Consider the following 19,245-nt stretch of genomic DNA (forward strand, 5'->3'; position numbering starts at 1 on the left):
GACTGATCGGTAACAAGCGGCAACACCCCCGGCAGGTTGCGATCCGATGACCACCGCGTCGCGCGGCCGGGCACCGGCCACCTGACGGTGCGACAGTGAAACCATGACCCAGGACCCCGCACCCCAGCCCTACGGAACCCCCGAAGTCCCCCGCGTCGCGGTCCGCGGCGAAGCCCGCCTCGAAGTCGACCCCGAAATCGCCCGCATCGGCATCACCGTCACCGCCCGCGGCACCGACCGACGCACCGCACTCGAAGACCTCACCCGCCGCAACAACACCGTCCTCGACCTCGTCAAGAGCTACGGCGACGCCGTCGAAAAACTCGAAACCGGCTCCTTCTCCATCAACCCCGAACTCACCCGCCACGGCCGCGCCGAACGCATCCGCGCCTACCACGGCCGCGTCCACATCACCGCCGAGCTGGCCGACTTCACCGCCCTCGGCGAACTCACCACCCGCCTCGCCGACCTCGAACTCACCAGCGTCGACGGCCCCTGGTGGGCCCTGCGCCCCACCTCACCCGCCCACGGCGAAGCCCGCCGCCAAGCCGTACTCGAAGCCGTCCAACGCGCCCGCGAATACGCCACAGCCCTCGGCGCCGACCTCGCCGCCCTCGTCGAACTCGCCGACCTCGGCGCCGAGAACGCCCTCCCCTACCAAGCAGCAGCCCCCGGCGCCGGAATGCGCACCATGGCCTTCAGCACCACCGAGGAAGCCGCCCCGCCGCTCGACCTCGAACCCCAACGCCAGACCGTCTACGCCCAGGTCAACGCACGCTTCACCATGACCCCGCCCCGACTCTGAAACAACACTCCGGGGGTGCTCATCAGAGCACCCTCCCGCACATTCAACAATTGTCAACAACCATTTGCCCAAAGGTTGTTGAGTGGACACCCGGAACCAAACTCCTACTGCCTGGTAGGGGCATACGCTCGCCCCATGCGCCGAGCAAAAATCGTATGTACCCTGGGCCCCGCCACCGACTCATACGACCAGATCAAAGCCCTGGTCGAAGCCGGAATGGACATCGCCCGCCTCAATCTCAGCCACGGCACCTACGCCGAACACGAAGAGCGCTACCTGCGCGTACGCAAGGCCGCCGACGAAACCGGCCGCAGCGTCGGCATCCTCGCAGACCTTCAAGGCCCGAAGATCCGCCTCGGCCGATTCGCCGAAGGCCCCGTACTCCTTGAACGCGGCGACGAATTCACCATCACCGTCGAAGACCACGAAGGCGACCGCCACACCTGCGGCACCACCTACAAGGGCCTCGCAGACGACGTCACCCCCGGCGAACGCATCCTCGTCGACGACGGCCGCGTCACCCTCGAAGTCACCGCCGTCGACGGCCCCCACGTCCGCACCACCGTCATCGAAGGCGGCATGGTCTCCGACCACAAGGGACTCAACCTCCCCGGCGTCGCCGTCTCCGTCCCCGCACTCTCCGAAAAGGACATCGAAGACCTCCGCTGGGCCCTGCGCACCGGCGCCGACGTCATCGCCCTCTCCTTCGTCCGCAGCGGCCGCGACATCGAAGACGTCCACCGCATCATGGACGAAGAAGACCGCCGCCTCCCCGTCATCGCCAAAATCGAAAAGCCCCAGGCCGTCGAGAACATCGACGACATCGTCGCCGCCTTCGACGGCATCATGGTCGCCCGCGGCGACCTCGGCGTCGAAATGCCCCTCGAACAAGTCCCCATCGTCCAGAAGCGCGCCGTCAAACTCGCCAAGCGCAACGCCAAACCCGTCATCGTCGCCACCCAAATGCTCGACTCGATGATCGACAACTTCCGGCCCACCCGCGCAGAAGCCTCCGACGTCGCCAACGCCGTCATCGACGGCACCGACGCCGTCATGCTCTCCGGCGAAACCAGCGTCGGCAAATACCCCGTCGAAACCGTCAAGACGATGTCCCGCATCGTCGAAGCCGCCGAAGAGGACATCCTCGCCAAGGGCCTGCCCCCGCTGACCGAACGCAGCAAGCCCCGCACCCAGGGCGGAGCCGTCGCCCGCGCCGCCGCCGAAATGGGCGACTTCCTCGGCGCCAAATTCCTCGTCGCCTTCACCCAGAGCGGAGACACCGTCCGCCGGCTCTCCCGCTACCGCTCGCCGATCCCGCTCCTGGCCTTCACCCCCGACCCGGCGACCCGGTCCCAGCTGAACCTCACCTGGGGCGTGGAGACCTTCCTCGGCCCCCACGTCGACTCCACCGACGCGATGGTCGCCCAGGTCGAGGAAGAACTCCTGCGCATCGGCCGCTGCGTACCCGGCGACGTCGTCGTCATCACCGCCGGCTCGCCCCCCGGTGTCACCGGATCCACCAACCTGGTCCGCGTCCACCACATCGGCGACCCCGTACGCTGACCGCCCGCACCACCCACCGCGTCGGGCCCCGTCCCGCCCGACGCGGCCACGCGGCCCGTCGCTAGTACTTCGGCCCGATGTGGGCGTCCATCAAGGCGACCGATGCCTTCCGGGCGATGGACACGTTGAAGGGGTCACTGCCGCGCGCCAGGACGGTCCACTCGACGCCGACCTTGGTGAGCGTGTCCGTGCACAGCCGACGGATGTCGTCGGACTTGTTGGTGAAGAAGTACCGCGGGTACTCGTAGCGCTTGCCGTTCCGCACGGTCCAGTTCGTGATCCGGCACCCGTCGGAGTGGATGAGCCCGGACGAACTCCCAGGGATGGGCGTCCACAATCTCCTGCTGCCAGTCCTCCAGAGCGATCCGCCGCTCGTGCTTCCTGCCCGGCCCGTGCTGCGGGAACAGGCACTCCAGGTGCTTCGAGTACACCTTGATGTTGTGGCAACCGATTCTGCGCACGCGGCACACCTGGTTGTACGGGAAGACCCGGCGCATGGCTTGTTCAGCGCAGTCCATCAGGCCGGGCCAGGTGTTCCCGCAGGTGATCATCAGGTTGGGTACGCGATGCCCCGAGTAGTGGCTGATGTGGCCATCGCCGAGATAGAGGCCCAGGAGGTACGCGTACGCCGTTTCGTCGAGAGGGCTGCGATCGCACCGTGGGCAGTCGGGATCGTGTGATCCGGGGCACTCGCCGCGCTTGGCGCGGTCCATGTGCTTCCAGTAGCCGACGGTGCCCAGGGGGACGTCGAGTTGTCGGGCGACGTCAGCGTTCCTTGCGCCGCCTCGGAGTAGAGAGAGGGCCATTTGCCGTGTTTCGAGGCTGTGGAACTCCATGAGGCAAATGTGCTTGAGCGCCCATGGTCACGGATGGCAAAAAGCGAACGTTCACGCGAAGGTGAACGTCCGCTTTTCGGACAAGTACCGGGTGCGGGATTCGAACCCGCACGTCCTTTCGGACAGATGTGTTTGAGACATCAGCGTCTGCCATTCCGCCAACCCGGCAAGGTCGCAAGTCGGAGTGTACCGGGTGACCATGCGGGAGCGCTCCTAGGTAGGCTCATCCAAGCAGCACCGCCCCGCACCGAGGAGCCATCGTGACCGCCGAGCACGAGTCGACGCCCACGCCCGACGCCGACCAGTCGCACGTTCCGCCGCTGACGACCCGCGTCGTCATCGCCGAGGACGAGGCGCTCATCCGTCTCGATCTGAAAGAGATGCTCGAAGAGGAGGGCTACGCCGTGGTCGGCGAGGCCGGGGACGGGCAGACCGCCGTCGAGCTGGCCCGGGAGCACCGTCCTGACCTGGTGATCCTCGATGTGAAGATGCCGGTCCTGGACGGGATCTCCGCGGCCGAGAAGATCGCGGAGGAGTCCATCGCCCCCGTGCTCATGCTGACCGCGTTCTCGCAGCGCGACCTCGTCGAGCGGGCGCGGGACGCCGGGGCCATGGCGTACCTGGTGAAGCCGTTCAGCAAGAGCGACGTCGTTCCGGCCATCGAGATGGCCGTGTCGCGGTTCGCGGAGCTGCGGGCGCTGGAGAAGGAGGTCGCGGACCTCTCGCAGCGGCTGGAGACCCGCAAGCTCGTGGACCGGGCGAAGAGCATTCTGCAGACGCAGTACGGGCTGTCGGAGCCCGCGGCGTTCCGGTGGATCCAGAAGACGTCCATGGACCGCCGTATGTCCATGCAGCAGGTTGCCGAGGCGGTCATCGAGGACGACGAGGAGAAGAAGAACGCTGCCAAGGGGTAGCGGAGGGGAGTACGCGTGAGGCCCGCCACCGGGGGATGGTGGCGGGCCTCACGCGTCTACAGCGGGGTGATCAGTCCTCGCCGAGGTACGCCTTGCGGACGTCCTCGTTGTGGAGGAGCTCCTGGCCGGTGCCGGAGAGCACGATCTTGCCGATCTCCATCACGTGGGCCTGGTCGGCCAGCGAGAGGGCGGCCTGGGCGTTCTGCTCGACGAGCAGGATGGTGGTGCCGGTGGCCTTGAGTTCGGCGATGGTCGCCATGATCTTCTGCATCATCAGCGGGGAGAGGCCCATGGAGGGCTCGTCCAGCATGAGCAGCTTGGGCTGGGACATGAGGGCCCGGCCCATGGCGAGCATCTGCTGCTCACCGCCCGAGAGGGTGCCGGCGGCCTGCTTGCGGCGTTCGCCCAGGATGGGGAACATCTCGTAGGCGCGCTGGATGTCCTTCTCGATGCCGTCCTTGTCGGTGCGCAGGAAGGCGCCGAGCTGGAGGTTTTCGGCGATCGTCAGCCGGGGGAAGATGTGGCGTCCCTCGGGGGAGTGGGCGAGGCCCAGGGAGACGATCTTGTGGGCGGGGACCTGCGCGAGGGGCTTGCCGTCGAAGGTGACGGTGCCGCCGGCGGGCTTGAGGAGGCCGGAGAGGGTGCGCAGGGTGGTCGTCTTGCCGGCGCCGTTGGTGCCGACGAGGCAGACGATTTCGCCTTCGTTGACTTCGAAGGAGATGCCCTTGACGGCTTCGATCTTGCCGTAGGCGACCTTGAGGTCCTTGACCTCGAGCAGTGCGGTCACTTGGCGTCTCCGTCCGTGCTGGTGGTGCTGGTGGTGCTGTCCGCGTCGGCGTCTGCTTCGGCTTCTGCCGGGGCGTCGGTCTCTGCGGTGGCTTCGGCCTCGGCCTCGGCTTCGGCCGGAGCCTCGGTGTCGGCCTCAGCCTCGGCCGGAGCCTCGGTGTCGGCCTCGGCCTCAGCCTCAGCCTCGGCTTCTGCCGGAGCCTCGGTCTCGGCCTCTGCCTCGGTCTCCGCCGCGGCCGCGGCATGCGCTTCGGCGGCTTCGACCTCGGCGGCCTCCGCCGCGCCCGGGTCGCCCTCGAAGGGCTCGCCGAGGTAGGCGGCGACGACGCGCTCGTCGCCCTGGACCTCGGCTGCGGTGCCTTCGATGAGCTTTTCGCCCTGGACGAGGCAGGCGACGCGGTCGCAGAGGTTGAAGATGAAGCGCATGTCGTGCTCGATGACGAGTACGGCGATGCCCATGTCGCGGATGGCGAAGATGAGTTCTTCGGCGGCGCGGGTTTCCTGCGGGTTCATGCCGGCGGTGGGCTCGTCGAGGAGCAGGAGGCCGGGGTCGCTCGCGAGGGCGCGGGCGATTTCGAGCTTGCGCTGCTCGCCGTAGGGGAGGTTCTTGGCGAGGTGCTGCGCCTTGTGCTCCAGGCCGATGAACTCAAGGAGTTCCATGGCGCGGGCTTCGGAGGCGGCTTCGGCCTTCTTGAAGCCGGGGCCGCGCAGGAGGGCGGACCAGAGGCCTTCCTTGGTCCGGGTGTGGCGTCCGACGAGGACGTTCTCCATGACGGTCATGTTGGAGAAGAGCCGGATGTTCTGGAAGGTGCGGGCGATGCCTGCCTTGGTGACGAGGTGGGGCTTGGGCGGCAGGACGGTGCCCTTGTAGCTGACGGTTCCCTCGGTGGGGATGTACAGCCCGGTGAGGCAGTTGAAGAAGGTGGTCTTGCCGGCGCCGTTGGGGCCGATGAGGCCGACGATTTCGCCTGCGTTGACTTTGAGGTCGACGGAGCGGACGGCGGTGAGGCCGCCGAAGCGCATGGTGACGCCGCTGGCTTCGAGGACGGTCTCGCCGGCCGGGGTGGCGGCGGGGGTGGTGGTTTCGGTGGTGGTCGTCATGGTGTTCACACACCCGCCTTGGCGGTGGCCAGGTCCGCGGGGGCCTGGTCAGCGGTGTCGTCGTGGTACTCAAGCTTCGCGCGCTTGTTGGCGATGAGGCCTTCGGGGCGGAAGCGCATGAGGATGATGAGGGCGATGCCGAAGCCGAGGAGCTGGTAGTCCTGGAGGAAGGACAGCTTGGCCGGGATCAGGAAGAGGAGCGAGGCGCCGAGGATGGGGCCGCGGATGGTTCCCATGCCGCCGAGGATGACGGCGGCGAGGAGGAACGCGGAGTTCGGGGGCACGGGGCCGGCGAACTGGTACATCTCGGGGACCACGGTGTGCTGGACGTGGGCCTGCACGGTGCCGGCGAGGCCGGCGAGGGTGGCGCCGAGGGCGAAGGCGATGAGCTTGACGCGGAAGCCGTTGATGCCCATGGCGGTGGCGGCGGTCTCGTCTTCGCGGATGGCGACCCAGGCGCGTCCGATGCGGCTGCTGCCGGCCCGGCTGAAGACGACGACCACGAGGACCATCGCGAGCAGCATGAGCATGTAGTAGTTGGCGTAGGCGCCGAGCTGGACGCCGAGGACGGTGTGGGATTCCCCGAAGTTCCAGCCGAACATCTCCAGGTCGGGGATGTTGGTGATGCCGTTGGGCCCGTTGGTGATCTTGGGGCCGGAGACGCCGTCGAGGTTGCCCATGGCGATGCGGAAGATTTCTCCGAAGCCGAGGGTGACGATGGCGAGGTAGTCGCCGCGCAGGCGCAGGGTGGGTGCGCCGATGATGACGCCGAAGACCAGGGAGGCGAGGGCGCCGGTGAGGACTGCGGCCCAGAAGGGGAAGTGCACGTGGAAGGCGGAGGACGCGCTTCCGGAGACGAGGGCCGCGGTGTAGGCGCCGACGCCGAGGAAGGCGACGTAGCCGAGGTCGAGGAGGCCGGCGAGGCCGACGACGACGTTGAGGCCGAGGGCGACGGTCGCGAAGATCAGGATGTTGACCGCGATCAGCGTGTAGGTGTCGCCGCCCTGCTGGGTGAGGGGGAACGCGATGGCTGCGACGAAGGCGGCGATGACCGTGATCTGGCGGTTGTTCGCGGTGATTTCGGTCAGGCGCTCGGTGAGGCCGGACTTCATGACCGCGAAGGAGGCGAACGCGACGAGGATCAGGTACGCGGTGAAGAGCTGCGGTTCCTTGTCGTCGGTGCCGATGCCGAAGGTGATCACGTAGAGGCCGACGGCGAAGACGGCGACGATGATCAGGATTTCGGCCCAGGAGGACAGCTTCTTCGCCGGGGCGGCCTTGCGGGTGTCGTCGGGGAGCTTGTAGGCGGCGAGGGCCGGGACGAGGCTTCCGATGAGGGCGACGTAGGCGCCGGGTTCGAGGTGGACGAATCCGCCGAGGACCCAGGCGATGGCGACGGCCGTGTAGAGGGTGGTCGCGAAGGTGCCGAGGGAGAGGATCCACAGTGCCTTGCGCGAGCCGGCGGGGGTGAGCCAGCCGAGGCCCTTGATGCCGAGGGCGGAGAGCGCGTGCAGGGCGGTGAGGACGGCGCCGACCAGGGTGAGGAGCTGGAGCTGGGCGGGGTTGCCGTTGATGGTGAGGTTGCCGGGGAACTCGGTGGTCCAGGTCCAGGCGAGGAAGGCGCTGACGACGGTGAGGAGGCTGCCGCCGATGACCGCGTAGAGCAGTGCGGTGCGGGAGGTGGCGCCGGAGGTTTCGGCGTCGAGCGGGAGGGTGGCTTCGTTGGTCATGGTTGTCACGCCCTATCCGCGACGCGCTGGCCGAGGAGGCCTTGTGGCCGCACGAGGAGGACGACGATGAGGAGTACGAAGGCCCAGACGTTGGACCAGGCTCCGCCGCCGAGCTGCTGCATGCCGGGGATGTCTTCGATGTAGGCGATGGAGAGGGCCTCGGCGAGGCCGAGGACGACGCCGCCGACCATGGCGCCGTAGATGTTGCCGATGCCGCCGAGGACGGCTGCGGTGAACGCCTTGAGGCCGAGGATGAAGCCCATTTCGAAGTTGATCTGGCCCTTGTCGAGGCCGTAGGCGACGGCGGCGACGGCGGCGAACGCGGCACCGATGGCGAAGGCCATGACGATGATGCGGTCGGTGTTGATGCCCATCAGCTTCGCGGTGTCCGGGTCCTGCGCGGTGGCCTGCATGGCGCGGCCGCTGCGGCTCTTCTGGACGAAGACGCCGAGGACCAGCATGCAGAGCGGGGCGAGGATGAGGACGAACGCGTCGGAGCGCTGGATGGAGAGGCTTGAGGTGATCTTGAAGGCTTCGCCGGTGAACTCGGGGAAGCTGACGGCCTTCTTGGCGTCGGGGTAGAAGCCCCAGACGAGCTGCTGAAGGACGATGGACAGGCCGATCGCGGTGATGAGCGGGGCCAGTCGGGGGGCGGAGCGGAGGGGGCGGTACGCGAAGCGTTCCGCCGCGGTTGCGACGGCTACGGAGGCGATCGCGCCACCGATGATCATGAGCGGTATCGCCACCAGCAGGGAGGTGCCGCTCGGGAGGGCGGCGTAGGTGGAGACGGCGCCGAAGCCGCCGATCATGAAGATCTCGCCGTGGGCGAAGTTGATGAGCTGGACGATGCCGTAAACCATGGTGTACCCGATGGCTATGAGGCCATAGAGGGCACCGAGGGAAAGGCCGTTGGCCAGCTGTTGCGGCAGTTCGTGCACCGCAGGGCCTCCGATGTGCGTGTCGGATATATGAGTCCGCGCGAGGGCGCTGTTTGCGCCCTCGCGCGGCGTGGTTCATTTGGGGAGGATCAGGCCGGGGCCTGGGTGATTCGGGTGGTGCGTGGCGACTACTGGTTGAAGGTGTCGCTCTTGACGTCGACCCACTTGCCGCCCTCGACCTTGTAGACCGTGAGCTGCTTGTTGGTGGTGTCGCCGTACTCGTCGAAGGCGACCTTGCCGGTCACGCCCTCGAAGGAGACCTTGCCGAGAGCCTCGACGACCTTGGCGCGGGCGTCGGTGGGCAGCTTGCCGCTGTTGGCGGCGACGACGGCCTTGACCGCCTGGATGACGGACCAGCCGGCGTCGTAGGAGTAGCCGCCGTAGGCCGCGTAGGGGTCCTTGTAGCCGGCTGCCTGGTAGTCGGCGATGAAGGTCTTGGCGGTGGGGAGCTTCTCGACCGGGTAGCCGATGGAGGTGGAGAGGTCGCCCTCGTTGGCCTCGCCGGAGGCGGTGATGAAGGCGGGGTCCTGGATGCCGTCGCCGCCCATGAGCGGGATGTTGGCGCCGGTCTTCTTGACCTGGTCGGCGAGGAGGCCGCCCTCGGGGTACTGGCCGCCGAAGTAGACGGAGTCGGCGCCGGAGGACTTGACCTTGTCGGCGGTGGAGGAGAAGTCGGTCTCCTTCACGGTGACGTGGTCGGTGCCGACGACCTCGCCGCCGAGCTTCTTGAACTCGTCGGAGAAGATCGCCGCGAGGCCGGCGCCGTAGGTCTGCTTGTCGTCGACGACGAAGACCTTCTTCTTGCCGGCGTCCTTGAAGAGGTACTGGGCGGCGAACTTGCCCTGGACCACGTCGGTGGCGGCGGTGCGGAAGTAGGTCTTGAAGGGGCGCTTGAACTCGCCCTTGCCCCAGTTGTCGCCCTGGCTGAGCGAGGGGTTGGTGTTGGCGGGGGAGACCTGGGCCAGGTTGGCGGAGCCGAAGACGCCCTGCATGGACTGGGCGACGCCGGAGTTCAGCGGGCCGACGACGCCGATGACGTCCTTGTTGCCGACGAGCTTGGTGGCGTTGGCCTGACCGGAGGCGGGGACCGCCTGGTCGTCGAGGGCCTCGACCTTGAACTCGATGCCCGGGACCTCGTTGTTCTTGTTGGCCGTCTTGGCCGCAAGGTCGACGGAGTTCTTGATGCCCTGGCCGAGCGCGGAGAGCGAGCCGGTAAGGGGGGCGTCCACGCCGATGACGACGACGGTCTTGGAGCCGTCGGCCTTGTCCCCGCCCTTCGCCTCGTCGCGCGAACCGCAAGCGGTGAGGGTCAGTGCTCCCGTGGTGATCACGGTGGTGAGGACGAGCAGAGAACGGTGTCGCACGATTATTCCTTTCCCTGGCGCGGCCCCCTCAGATGAGGTGCCGTTGGGTCGCCGGGCCGCACTGGGATGTCCACGGCCGTGCTGGTCGCGCCCTGCGGCGCGGTGACTGGCCGTGACTCTAGGCCGAGGTGGCGAGCGCGGGGAGCGGGGAAAGGAGGATGTGACTGTCTTGTTATGCCGGGGACAAGAATGTGTGGCGGGAGTGCGAACAAAACGGACATTCTGTGACTTCGGAGAATGTCCGCATCGTGAGAATTCACCGTTCCCCTAAGGGGCTTGAGGGGTTCACGCTCCTGTCATTGACCAAAAGGGGCCAATTGTCGCTGACTGTGCTCGGAGGATTCCAGCGGGTGGCATTCCGGAGGGGAAAAAGGGGATTCTGTGGGGCGTCTCCATTACTGAGGGTAATTTCTCCCCTTGATCCACTTCGCGTGAATCGATCTTGGTATGGCGTGCTACAGGCTTTTGACCTGCGGATCGGCCGTACGCCGGAAGGTGCCCGGAAGCCGGACAGCGCGCTCGGGATTCCGGTCACCGGCCCGGGCTCGGCAGGCGCCAGTTCTCGGAGCTCCAGGTGGCCCCGTTCTGCGCCGCGCAGCGCTGCGCCACGAGCCGGTCGACCAGCTCAAGTGCCTTGTCCAGACCGGCAGTTCGCTCCTCGGCGCGGCCTGCGGCGACCGCTTCCTCGTGGATCGCGTACTGATCGTTGGACAGGCCCTTCTGCTCCCAGTCCAGACCGGACCATTTGCCGCCCTTGAGGGTCTCCTTCGCCCAGTAGGACACGAGACTTGTACAGATCTGGGCAGGCGAGGAAGGGCTGGATTCAGGTGTTGAGGGGGCCTGCCGGGCGTCTGGGGCGGAAGTGGAGCATCCGGACAAGGCGAGCGCCGTGAGGAGTACGGCGGCCCCGCAGCGGGCCGCGATGCGTGGCTGGGTGCCCATGAAAGGAAGGTAGGCGGTCACCTTCGGTGACACAACAGTCGTCGCGGCACCGTGCGCGGACTGGCGGATTCCGGGCGGTTGCCGGGCCTGGAGGGTCTGGAAGCAGCGGATCGGATCCGCAGGGGCGGCGGCCCGGCCCGTGGTGCGCGGCAGGCCCGGACCCTGCCCTCTGCGGGGCGGGATCCGGGCCTGCGGGGTCCGTGGCGGGCGGATCAGGCCTCGGCGGCGGGGCCCGCGTCGCGCAGCAGGCAGGTCAGGCGGGCGCTGCAGACCCGCCGGCCCTCCTCGTCGCTGATCACGATCTCGAAGGTGGTGGTGGAGCGGCCCCGGTGCACGGGGGTGGCGACGCCGGTGACGGTGCCGGAGCGGACGCCGCGGTGGTGGGTGCAGTTCAGGTCCACGCCGACGGCGATCTTGCTGATGCCGCCGTGCATCATCGCGCCGACGGAGCCCAGGGTCTCGGCCAGGACGGCGGAGGCCCCGCCGTGCAGCAGCCCGTACGGCTGGGTGTTGCCCTTGACCGGCATGGTTCCGACGACCCGCTCGGCCGAGGCCTCCAGGATGCGGATGTCCATCCGCTCGCCGAGGTCGCCTGCCGAGAACAGCGCGGGCAGGTCTATGCCCAGGGCTGCGTACTCGTCGAGGACCTCCTGCGGGAACTTCACAGCGTGCTGCTCGCCCATGGGCAGGCTCCGTTCGTCAACGATCGTTAACCATCTTGTCCTGAGATCGTTCTATCAGGCCGGTTCGAAGCGGATGACGACGGACTTGCTGGCAGGGGTGTTGCTGGTGTCGGCGGTGGAGTCGAGGGGGACCAGCACGTTGGTCTCGGGGTAGTACGCGGCCGCGCAGCCCCGGGCGGTCGGGTAGTGCACGACGCGGAAGCCGGGCGCGCGCCGCTCCACCCCGTCCTTCCATTCGCCGACCAGGTCCGTGTACGAGCCGTCCGCGAGCCCGAGCTCCGCCGCGTCCTCGGGGTTGACCATGACGATGCGGCGGCCGCCGGTGATCCCGCGGTAGCGGTCGTCGAGACCGTAGATGGTGGTGTTGTACTGGTCGTGGCTGCGCAGGGTCTGGAGCAGCAGCCGGCCCTCGGGGATCTTCGGGTACTGGACGGGCGCGGCGGTGAAGTTGGCCTTGCCGGTCTTGGTGGGGAAGCGGCGCTCGTCGCGCGGGGCGTGCGGGAGCCGGAAGCCCTCGGGGCGGGCCGCGCGGGCGTTGAAGTCCTCGAAGCCGGGGATCACGCGGGAGATCCGGTCGCGGATGGCGGCGTAGTCGCGCTCGAACTCCTCCCACGGGGTGGCGGAGGCGGCTCCGAGGACCGCGCGGGCCATGCGGGCCACGATGGCGGGCTCGGAGAGCAGGTGGGGGGAGGCGGGGGCGAGGTTGCCGCGGGAGGCGTGGACCATGCCCATGGAGTCCTCGACGGTGACGAACTGCTTGCCGCCCGCCTGTATGTCCTTGTCGGTGCGGCCGAGGGTGGGAAGGATCAGGGCGCGCCGCCCGGTGACCGCGTGGGAGCGGTTGAGCTTGGTGGAGACGTGCACGGTCAGGGCGGTGCGGCGGATCGCGGCCTCGGTGACGTCGGTGTCGGGGGTGGCGCCGACGAAGTTGCCGCCCATGGCGAAGAGCACCTTGGCCTTGCCGTCGCGCATGGCCTCGATGGAGCGGACCACGTCGTAGCCGTGGCCGCGCGGCGAGGTGATGCCGAATTCGTTGTCGAGGGCGTCGAGGAAGGCCGGGGCGGGGCGTTCGAAGATCCCCATGGTGCGGTCGCCCTGGACGTTGGAGTGGCCGCGGACGGGGCAGACGCCGGCGCCGGGGCGGCCGATGTTGCCGCGCAGCAGCAGGAGGTTGACGACCTCGCGGATGGTGGCGACGGCGTGCTTGTGCTGGGTGAGGCCCATGGCCCAGCAGACGATGGTGCGCTCGGAGGCCAGGATCATGGCCAGGGCCCGCTCGATCTCGGGCCGGGTCAGCCCGGTGGCGGTGAGGGTCTCGGCCCAGTCGGCTTCCTTGGCGGCGGCCGCGAGCTCCTCGTACCCGTGGGTGTGCTCGCGGATGAAGGCCTCGTCGATGGCGCCGGAGCCCGCGCCGGAGGCGCTCTCGGATGCTTCGATGACGAGTTTGTTGAGGAGGCGGAAGAGGGCCTGGTCGCCGCCGATGCGGATCTGGAGGAAGAGGTCGTTCAGGGCGGTGCCCTTGAGCATGCCGACCGGGGTCTGCGGGTTCTTGAAGCGCTCCAGGCCGGCCTCGGGCAGCGGATTCACCGAGATGATTTTCGCGCCGGCGGACTTGGCCTTCTCCAGGGCGGAGAGCATGCGCGGGTGGTTGGTGCCCGGGTTCTGCCCGGCGACGATGATCAGGTCGGCCTGGTGGAGGTCTTCGAGGGAGACGCTGCCCTTGCCGATGCCGATGGTCTCGTTCAGTGCGGAGCCCGAGGACTCGTGGCACATGTTGGAGCAGTCGGGCAGGTTGTTGGTGCCGAACTCGCGGGCGAACAGCTGGAAGAGGAACGCGGCCTCGTTGCTGGTGCGGCCCGAGGTGTAGAAGAGGGCTTCGTCGGGGGAGTCGAGGGCCGTCAGCTCCTCGGCGATGATCTCGAAGGCCTGCTCCCAGGAGATCGCCCGGTACCGGTCGGCGCCCTCGGGGAGGTACATGGGCTCAGTGATGCGGCCCTGCTGGCCCAGCCAGTAGCCGGAGCGGCCGGCGAGGCCGGACAGCGGGTGGCGGGCGAAGAAGTCCGGGGTGACCCGGCGCAGCGTGGCCTCCTCGGCGACGGCCTTGGCGCCGTTCTCGCAGAACTCGGCGGTGTGCCGCTTGTCGCCCTCGGGCCAGGCGCAGCCCGGGCAGTCGAAGCCGTCCTTCTGGTTGACCTTGAGCAGGGTGCGCGCGGTGCGGGCGACGCCCATCTGCCGCTGCGCGATGCGCAGGGTGTGCCCGATCGCGGGCAGGCCGGCGGCGGCTTGCCTGGGGGGCGCGACCTGCGGCGCGTCCTGTGCGGGATCACCTGCGGGCGGCTTGGCGGCCATGTCGCTCCCCTTTGAGCAGTCGGGCGTCGCGGCGTCGGCCGCTGTACGTATTCGCGTGGGCGTCCGATCCTGTCATGCCCTGCGGACATCGCCGACGCCGGAATTGTCAGCGGGGCCGCCTAGGATCGGGGGCGTGGCAGAGAACGCATCGAAGAAGACCGACCAGACGACCGCAGCGGACCGCCCCCGCCTGATGCTCATGGACGGGCACTCCCTGGCGTACCGGGCGTTCTTCGCGCTGCCCGCGGAGAACTTCACGACCGCGAGCGGCCAGCCGACGAACGCCATCTACGGCTTCGCGTCGATGCTGGCGAACACGCTGCGCGACGAGGCGCCCACGCACTTCGCGGTGGCGTTCGACGTCTCGCGCAAGACGTGGCGCTCGACGGAGTTCCCCGAGTACAAGGCGAACCGTTCCAAGACCCCGGACGAGTTCAAGGGGCAGGTCGAGCTGATCGGCGAGCTCCTCGACGCGATGAACGTGCCGCGGTTCGCGGTCGACGGCTTCGAGGCCGACGACGTGATCGCCACGCTGGCGACGCAGGCGGAGGCGCTCGGCTTCGAGGTGCTGATCGTCACGGGCGACCGGGACTCCTTCCAGCTCGTCTCCGCGCACACCACCGTGCTGTACCCGACCAAGGGCGTCTCCGAGCTCACCCGGTTCACCCCGGAGAAGGTCGAGGAGAAGTACGGGCTCACCCCGCAGCAGTACCCGGACTTCGCGGCGCTGCGCGGCGACCCGTCCGACAACCTGCCGGGTATCCCGGGCGTCGGTGAGAAGACCGCCGCGAAGTGGATCACCCAGTTCGGGTCGTTCGCGGAGCTCGTGGAGCGCGCCGAGGAGGTCAAGGGCAAGGCCGGGCAGAACTTCCGGGACCACCTGGAGGCCGTGAAGCTCAACCGGGTCCTGACCGAGATGGTCAAGGACGTCGAGCTGCCCAAGGCCCCGGCCGACCTGGCCCGTGCCCCGTACGACCGCTCGGCCGTCACCGGGGTGCTGGACGTGCTGGAGATCCGCAACGCCTCGCTGCGCGAGCGGCTGCTGGCCGTGGACCCGGGTGCGGCCGAGGAGCCGGCTCCGGCTCCGGCCGCCGGTGTGGAGCTGGACGCGAGCGTGCTGGGCGCGGGCGAGCTGGCGCCGTGGCTGGCGAGCCACGCGGGCGGGCCGCTCGGCGTCTCCACCGTGGACAGCTGGGCGCTGGGCCAGGGCAATGTCAGCGAGATCGCGCTGGCCGCGGCCGGCGGGGCCGCCGCCTGGTTCGAGCCGTCGGCGCTGGACGAGGCCGACGAGCAGGCCTTCGCGGCCTGGGCCGCCGATCCGGCGAAGCCGAAGGTCGTGCACAACGCCAAGGGCCTGATGCGGGTCTTCCCGGAGCACGGCTGGACCCTGGCCGGTGTGACCATGGACACGGCGCTCGCCGCGTACCTGGTCAAGCCGGGCCGCCGCTCCTTCGCCCTGGACGTGCTGTCCAACGAATACCTGCACCGGGAGCTCCAGCCCGCCGCGGCCGACGGGCAGCTGGCCTTCGGCGCGGACGAGACCGCCGAGGCGGAGGCCCTGATGGCGCAGGCCCGCGCCGTCCTCGACCTCGGCGACGCCTTCACCGGCAAGCTCGACGAGGTGGGCGCCGCCGGGCTGCTCCACGACATGGAGCTGCCCACCTCCGAGCTGCTGGCCCGGATGGAGCGCTCCGGCATCGCCGCCGACCGCGACCACCTGGAGGCCATGGAGCAGCAGTTCGCCGGAGCCGTGCAGCAGGCGGTGAAGGAGGCGCACGCGGCGGTCGGGCACGAGTTCAACCTCGGCTCGCCCAAGCAGCTCCAGGAGGTCTTCTTCGGAGAGCTGGACCTGCCGAAGACGAAGAAGACCAAGACCGGCTACACCACGGACGCGGACGCGCTGGCCTGGCTGGCCACGCAGACCGACCACGAACTGCCGGTGATCATGCTCCGCCACCGGGAGCAGGCCAAGCTGCGCGTCACCGTCGAGGGCCTGGTCAAGACGATCGCCGCCGACGGCCGGGTGCACACCAGCTTCAGCCAGACCACCGCCGCGACCGGACGCCTGTCCTCCACCGACCCCAACCTGCAGAACGTGCCGGTGCGCACCGACGAGGGCCGGGCCATCCGCCGCGGCTTCGTCGTCGGCGAGGGCTTCGAATCGCTCATGACCGCCGACTACAGCCAGATCGAGCTGCGCGTCATGGCCCACCTCTCCGAGGACGAGGGGCTGATCGAGGCGTTCCTGTCCGGCGAGGACCTGCACACCACCGTCGCCTCCCAGGTGTTCGCCGTGGAGCGCTCCGAGGTCGACGCCGAGATGCGGCGCAAGATCAAGGCCATGTCGTACGGGCTGGCGTACGGGCTGTCCGCCTTCGGGCTCGCCCAGCAGCTGAACATCGAGCCCGCCGAGGCGCGCGGCCTGATGGAGACCTTCTTCGAGCGGTTCGGCGGGGTCCGGGACTACCTGGGCCGCGTGGTCGAGGAGGCCCGGGCCACCGGGTACACGGCGACGGTCTTCGGCCGCCGCCGCTACCTGCCCGACCTCAACAGCGACAACCGCCAGCGGCGCGAGGCCGCGGAGCGGATGGCGCTGAACGCCCCGATCCAGGGCACCGCCGCCGACATCGTCAAGGTCGCCATGCTGCGCGTGGACAAGGCGATCGCCGAGGCCGGCCTGAAGTCGCGGATGCTGCTGCAGGTGCACGACGAAATCGTGCTGGAGGTCGCCCCGGGCGAGCGCAAGAAGGTCGAGGAGCTGGTGCGCCGCGAGATGGGCGCCGCCGTCGAGCTCCGCGCCCCGCTGGACGTGTCCGTCGGCGTCGGAGCCGACTGGGAGTCCGCCGCGCACTGATGCCGGAGCCGGCCCGGTCCGGCTCCGGCCACGGCGGCAGCGCCCCGTGACGCCCGTCCCCGCTACCCGGCGGGGGCGGGCGTCCGCGTTTGCGCCTCGGCCGGCCCGGGCTCGAACCGCGGCTGCGGGCGGCCGGGGCCGCGGTGGCGCAGCCGGACCAGCGCCGCGAACAGCAGCAGGCCCACGGCGAGGCCGCCACCCGCGCCGAAGCAGACGGTCGGGATGATGTCGAGCGGGCTCTTGATCCGGTCGTAGAAGGTGAAGAAGCGGATCACCCGCAGCGTCACCCCGGCCGCGACGCACGCCGCGATCAGGGCGTACGAGCCGGCCAGCGCGGCCCTGCCGAGGGCCGGGACGCACGCGGGTGCGGGCCGGTCGGGCAGCCGGCGCACGGCCGTCACCGTGAACCAGAGCAGGGCGACGGCGGCGAGCGCCGAGGTCCCGTACTGGAGGAACGTGTACAGGGGGTACCCGAACGCGAGCGGCTCACCGAGCCGGGGCACAAGGTTCGTCCCCCACCGGTCCAGGTGCGTGAAGCTGTCCCACACCACGTGGGTCAGGGAGCCGGCGACCGCCGACAGGTAGAACCACAGCGCCAGCCGCCCCGGCCGGCGACCGCCCCGCCACGGCTCGCCCCGCAGCAGGGAGTGCATCCGGCCCTGCCGGGCCCGCGGCAGGAGTGCCACCAGCGGCTCGCGCAGCAGCACCCAGAACGCGGCGAGTGCGGCGGTCAGCACCGCGTCCGCGGTGAACACACCGGGCAGCGAGTGGGTGAATCCGCCGTACTGCATGACGCCCCCGACGACCGCGTCCGCGAAGTAGAACGTGTCCGGCGCGAACGATCCCAGGACGAGCGCTGAAGCGGCCAGCGGCCCACGGGCGCGCCCGGCCCGGCGGACGGCCGGCAGCACGGCGGCCGCGTGGCTGAGGGTGAACGGCATTGCATCTCTTCCTTACTTCGGGCCAATGCGTCCCGAACGGTCGGGACAGTATGCGTGAGCTGCACGGGACGTGGGGAACTCGTGAAATCCGGGCAGCGATCCGTGCAGTGTGAAGGGAGCTGACGTATGGTCACGCCGACTTCGAGGGGGAGGGGAGCCGGATCATGTCGGTTCGGAAGACGGCTCGGTTGACGCAATGGTTCACGGCCGGGTTCGGACGCGGGCTGCGCAGGGGCGGGGCCGCCGCCCTGGCCTGTGCGGCCGTGGCCGCCGCGGTGACAGCCTCCCAAGCCCCGCCCGGCGAGCGGATATCCGCGGCCGGCGGGGACGGTGCGCAGACCGCGCAGCCGTCGCAGTCGGCCGGATCCGGCGGGGACTCCGCCTACTTTGCCGAACTCCCGCCCCTGGCCGGCTCCGAGCCGTCGGCGGCCCCGCTGCCGCAGGACGCCCCGGCCGCGGAGCCGGGCGCGGCGGCCGAGGGGGCGGCGCACAACGAGCCGGTGGCGATGGGCGGCGGGGAGGGCGCGCAGGGGATCCCGGCGACCGTCCTGGCGGCGTACCGGCTGGCGGAGAAGAAGGTGGGTGAGAGCGACCTCGGATGCGGACTGCGCTGGCAGCTGCTCGCGGCGATCGGCAAGGTCGAGTCCGGGCAGGCGGGCGGTGGCCGCGTGGACGCTGCCGGCACCACGCTGCGCCCGATCCTGGGCCCCGTGCTCGACGGCAACGGTTTCGCGAACATCCGGGACACGGACGGCGGGGAGTACGACGGGGACGCCAGGTACGACCGGGCGGTCGGGCCGATGCAGTTCATCCCGTCGACGTGGGCGGCATGGGGCCAGGACGCCGACGGCGACGGCCGGCGCAACCCGAACAACGTGTACGACGCGGCCCTCGCGGCGGGCCGCTACCTGTGCGCGGGGACCCGGGACCTGCGGGTGGCCGCCGATCTGGACCGGGCGGTGCTCTCGTACAACCAGTCCGGGGAGTACCTGCGGACGGTGAAGTCCTGGTTCACGTACTACCTCAAGGGGGCGCACGAGATCCCGGACGGCGGCACGGCCCAGCCCCCGGCGCCGCCGGTCCCGAAGCCGACGCCCACACCCACGCCGAGCCCGACACCCGCACCGACGCCCACGCCGAGCCCGACGCCCACCCCGGTCCCGACGCCCACCCCGACGCCGACGCCGAGCCCGACGCCAACTTCGACGCCGACCCCGAGTCCGACGCCCACACCGTCTCCGAAGCCGAAGCCGAAGCCGACGCCCACGCCCGCGCCCACCGCGCCCGTGACCCCTTCGCCGAAGCCCAGCCCCACGGCGAGCGCCAAGCCGACCCCGACCCCGACCCCGACCGGGACCAAGACCCCGGTCGCCGCTTCGCCGAGCACGGGCCCGTCCCGGACCCCCTAGGACAAAGGTGGTGGCGGTCGATCACCCGGC

At 69.6% G+C, this 19,245-nt stretch carries 14 protein-coding genes, 1 tRNA gene and 1 pseudogene; 5 read left to right on the top strand and 11 right to left on the bottom strand.

What is annotated here, in order from left to right; genetic code table 11:
- The first annotated feature begins 103 nt into the window (after positions 1–103).
- Together ABTY04_RS06715 and pyk are read left to right on the top strand one after the other, a co-directional pair.
- The gene (locus ABTY04_RS06715) at positions 104–805 is read left to right on the top strand and encodes an SIMPL domain-containing protein (protein WP_352212241.1); all 702 of its coding nucleotides are present in this window, start codon (positions 104–106) and stop codon (positions 803–805) included.
- A 135-nt stretch (positions 806–940) separates the two neighbouring features.
- Entirely contained in the window at positions 941–2,368 is a 1,428-nt protein-coding gene (pyk, locus tag ABTY04_RS06720) for a pyruvate kinase (protein WP_352212242.1), read from the top strand.
- A gap of 61 nt (positions 2,369–2,429) precedes the next feature.
- On the opposite strand, the pseudogene ABTY04_RS06725 reads toward pyk, so the two are convergent.
- Both ABTY04_RS06725 and ABTY04_RS06730 read right to left on the bottom strand, forming a co-directional pair.
- A pseudogene (locus tag ABTY04_RS06725) lies at positions 2,430–3,204 on the bottom strand (helix-turn-helix domain-containing protein).
- 85 nt (positions 3,205–3,289) lie between these two features.
- Positions 3,290–3,372 (bottom strand) — tRNA-Leu (locus ABTY04_RS06730).
- A gap of 92 nt (positions 3,373–3,464) precedes the next feature.
- Between ABTY04_RS06730 and ABTY04_RS06735 the strand changes: the two genes are divergently transcribed.
- Positions 3,465–4,118, top strand: a complete 654-nt coding sequence (locus ABTY04_RS06735) for an ANTAR domain-containing response regulator (protein ID WP_352212243.1) — start codon at positions 3,465–3,467, stop codon at positions 4,116–4,118.
- A 70-nt stretch (positions 4,119–4,188) separates the two neighbouring features.
- Here the strand turns inward: ABTY04_RS06735 and ABTY04_RS06740 are convergent, their stop codons facing one another.
- The 8 genes from ABTY04_RS06740 to ABTY04_RS06775 all read right to left on the bottom strand — a co-directional run bounded on the left by ABTY04_RS06740 (position 4,189) and on the right by ABTY04_RS06775 (position 14,011).
- Positions 4,189–4,905 (bottom strand): ABC transporter ATP-binding protein, encoded by a 717-nt coding sequence (locus ABTY04_RS06740; protein ID WP_352212244.1) that lies wholly within the window; start codon positions 4,903–4,905, stop codon positions 4,189–4,191.
- Positions 4,902–6,005, bottom strand: coding sequence for an ABC transporter ATP-binding protein (locus ABTY04_RS06745; protein WP_352212412.1), 1,104 nt, complete (start codon positions 6,003–6,005; stop codon positions 4,902–4,904). Before ABTY04_RS06745 ends, ABTY04_RS06740 begins: the two co-directional genes overlap by 4 nt.
- Positions 6,006–6,010: 5 nt before the next feature.
- A complete protein-coding gene (locus ABTY04_RS06750) occupies positions 6,011–7,735 on the bottom strand; it encodes a branched-chain amino acid ABC transporter permease (protein WP_352212245.1) in 1,725 nt (574 codons plus the stop codon).
- Between the two features lie 5 nt (positions 7,736–7,740).
- Entirely contained in the window at positions 7,741–8,673 is a 933-nt protein-coding gene (locus ABTY04_RS06755) for a branched-chain amino acid ABC transporter permease (protein WP_352212246.1), read from the bottom strand.
- Positions 8,674–8,801: 128 nt separating this feature from the next.
- Positions 8,802–10,037, bottom strand: coding sequence for a branched-chain amino acid ABC transporter substrate-binding protein (locus ABTY04_RS06760; RefSeq protein ID WP_352212247.1), 1,236 nt, complete (start codon positions 10,035–10,037; stop codon positions 8,802–8,804).
- Between the two features lie 531 nt (positions 10,038–10,568).
- Complete coding sequence (locus ABTY04_RS06765; RefSeq protein ID WP_352212248.1) at positions 10,569–10,820, bottom strand: hypothetical protein; 252 nt, start codon at positions 10,818–10,820, stop codon at positions 10,569–10,571.
- A 371-nt stretch (positions 10,821–11,191) separates the two neighbouring features.
- Positions 11,192–11,662: a PaaI family thioesterase gene (locus ABTY04_RS06770; protein ID WP_352212249.1), complete on the bottom strand. Its 471-nt coding sequence runs from the start codon at positions 11,660–11,662 to the stop codon at positions 11,192–11,194.
- Positions 11,663–11,716: 54 nt separating this feature from the next.
- Positions 11,717–14,011 (bottom strand): FdhF/YdeP family oxidoreductase, encoded by a 2,295-nt coding sequence (locus ABTY04_RS06775; RefSeq protein WP_352212250.1) that lies wholly within the window; start codon positions 14,009–14,011, stop codon positions 11,717–11,719.
- A 133-nt stretch (positions 14,012–14,144) separates the two neighbouring features.
- Between ABTY04_RS06775 and polA the strand changes: the two genes are divergently transcribed.
- Positions 14,145–16,865: a DNA polymerase I gene (gene polA, locus ABTY04_RS06780; RefSeq protein WP_352212251.1), complete on the top strand. Its 2,721-nt coding sequence runs from the start codon at positions 14,145–14,147 to the stop codon at positions 16,863–16,865.
- A 62-nt stretch (positions 16,866–16,927) separates the two neighbouring features.
- Here polA and ABTY04_RS06785 read toward each other — a convergent pair whose 3' ends face one another.
- Positions 16,928–17,806, bottom strand: coding sequence for a DUF4184 family protein (locus tag ABTY04_RS06785; protein ID WP_352212252.1), 879 nt, complete (start codon positions 17,804–17,806; stop codon positions 16,928–16,930).
- A 164-nt stretch (positions 17,807–17,970) separates the two neighbouring features.
- On the opposite strand from ABTY04_RS06785, the gene ABTY04_RS06790 reads away from it, so the two are divergent.
- Positions 17,971–19,215 carry a lytic transglycosylase domain-containing protein gene (locus tag ABTY04_RS06790; protein ID WP_352212253.1) on the top strand — a complete coding sequence of 415 codons (1,245 nt, stop codon included), beginning with the start codon at positions 17,971–17,973 and terminating at the stop codon, positions 19,213–19,215.
- The last annotated feature ends 30 nt before the right edge of the window (positions 19,216–19,245 follow it).

It is taken from the genome of Streptomyces sp. NPDC097981 (assembly GCF_040302565.1).
Taxonomy (GTDB): domain Bacteria; phylum Actinomycetota; class Actinomycetes; order Streptomycetales; family Streptomycetaceae; genus Streptomyces.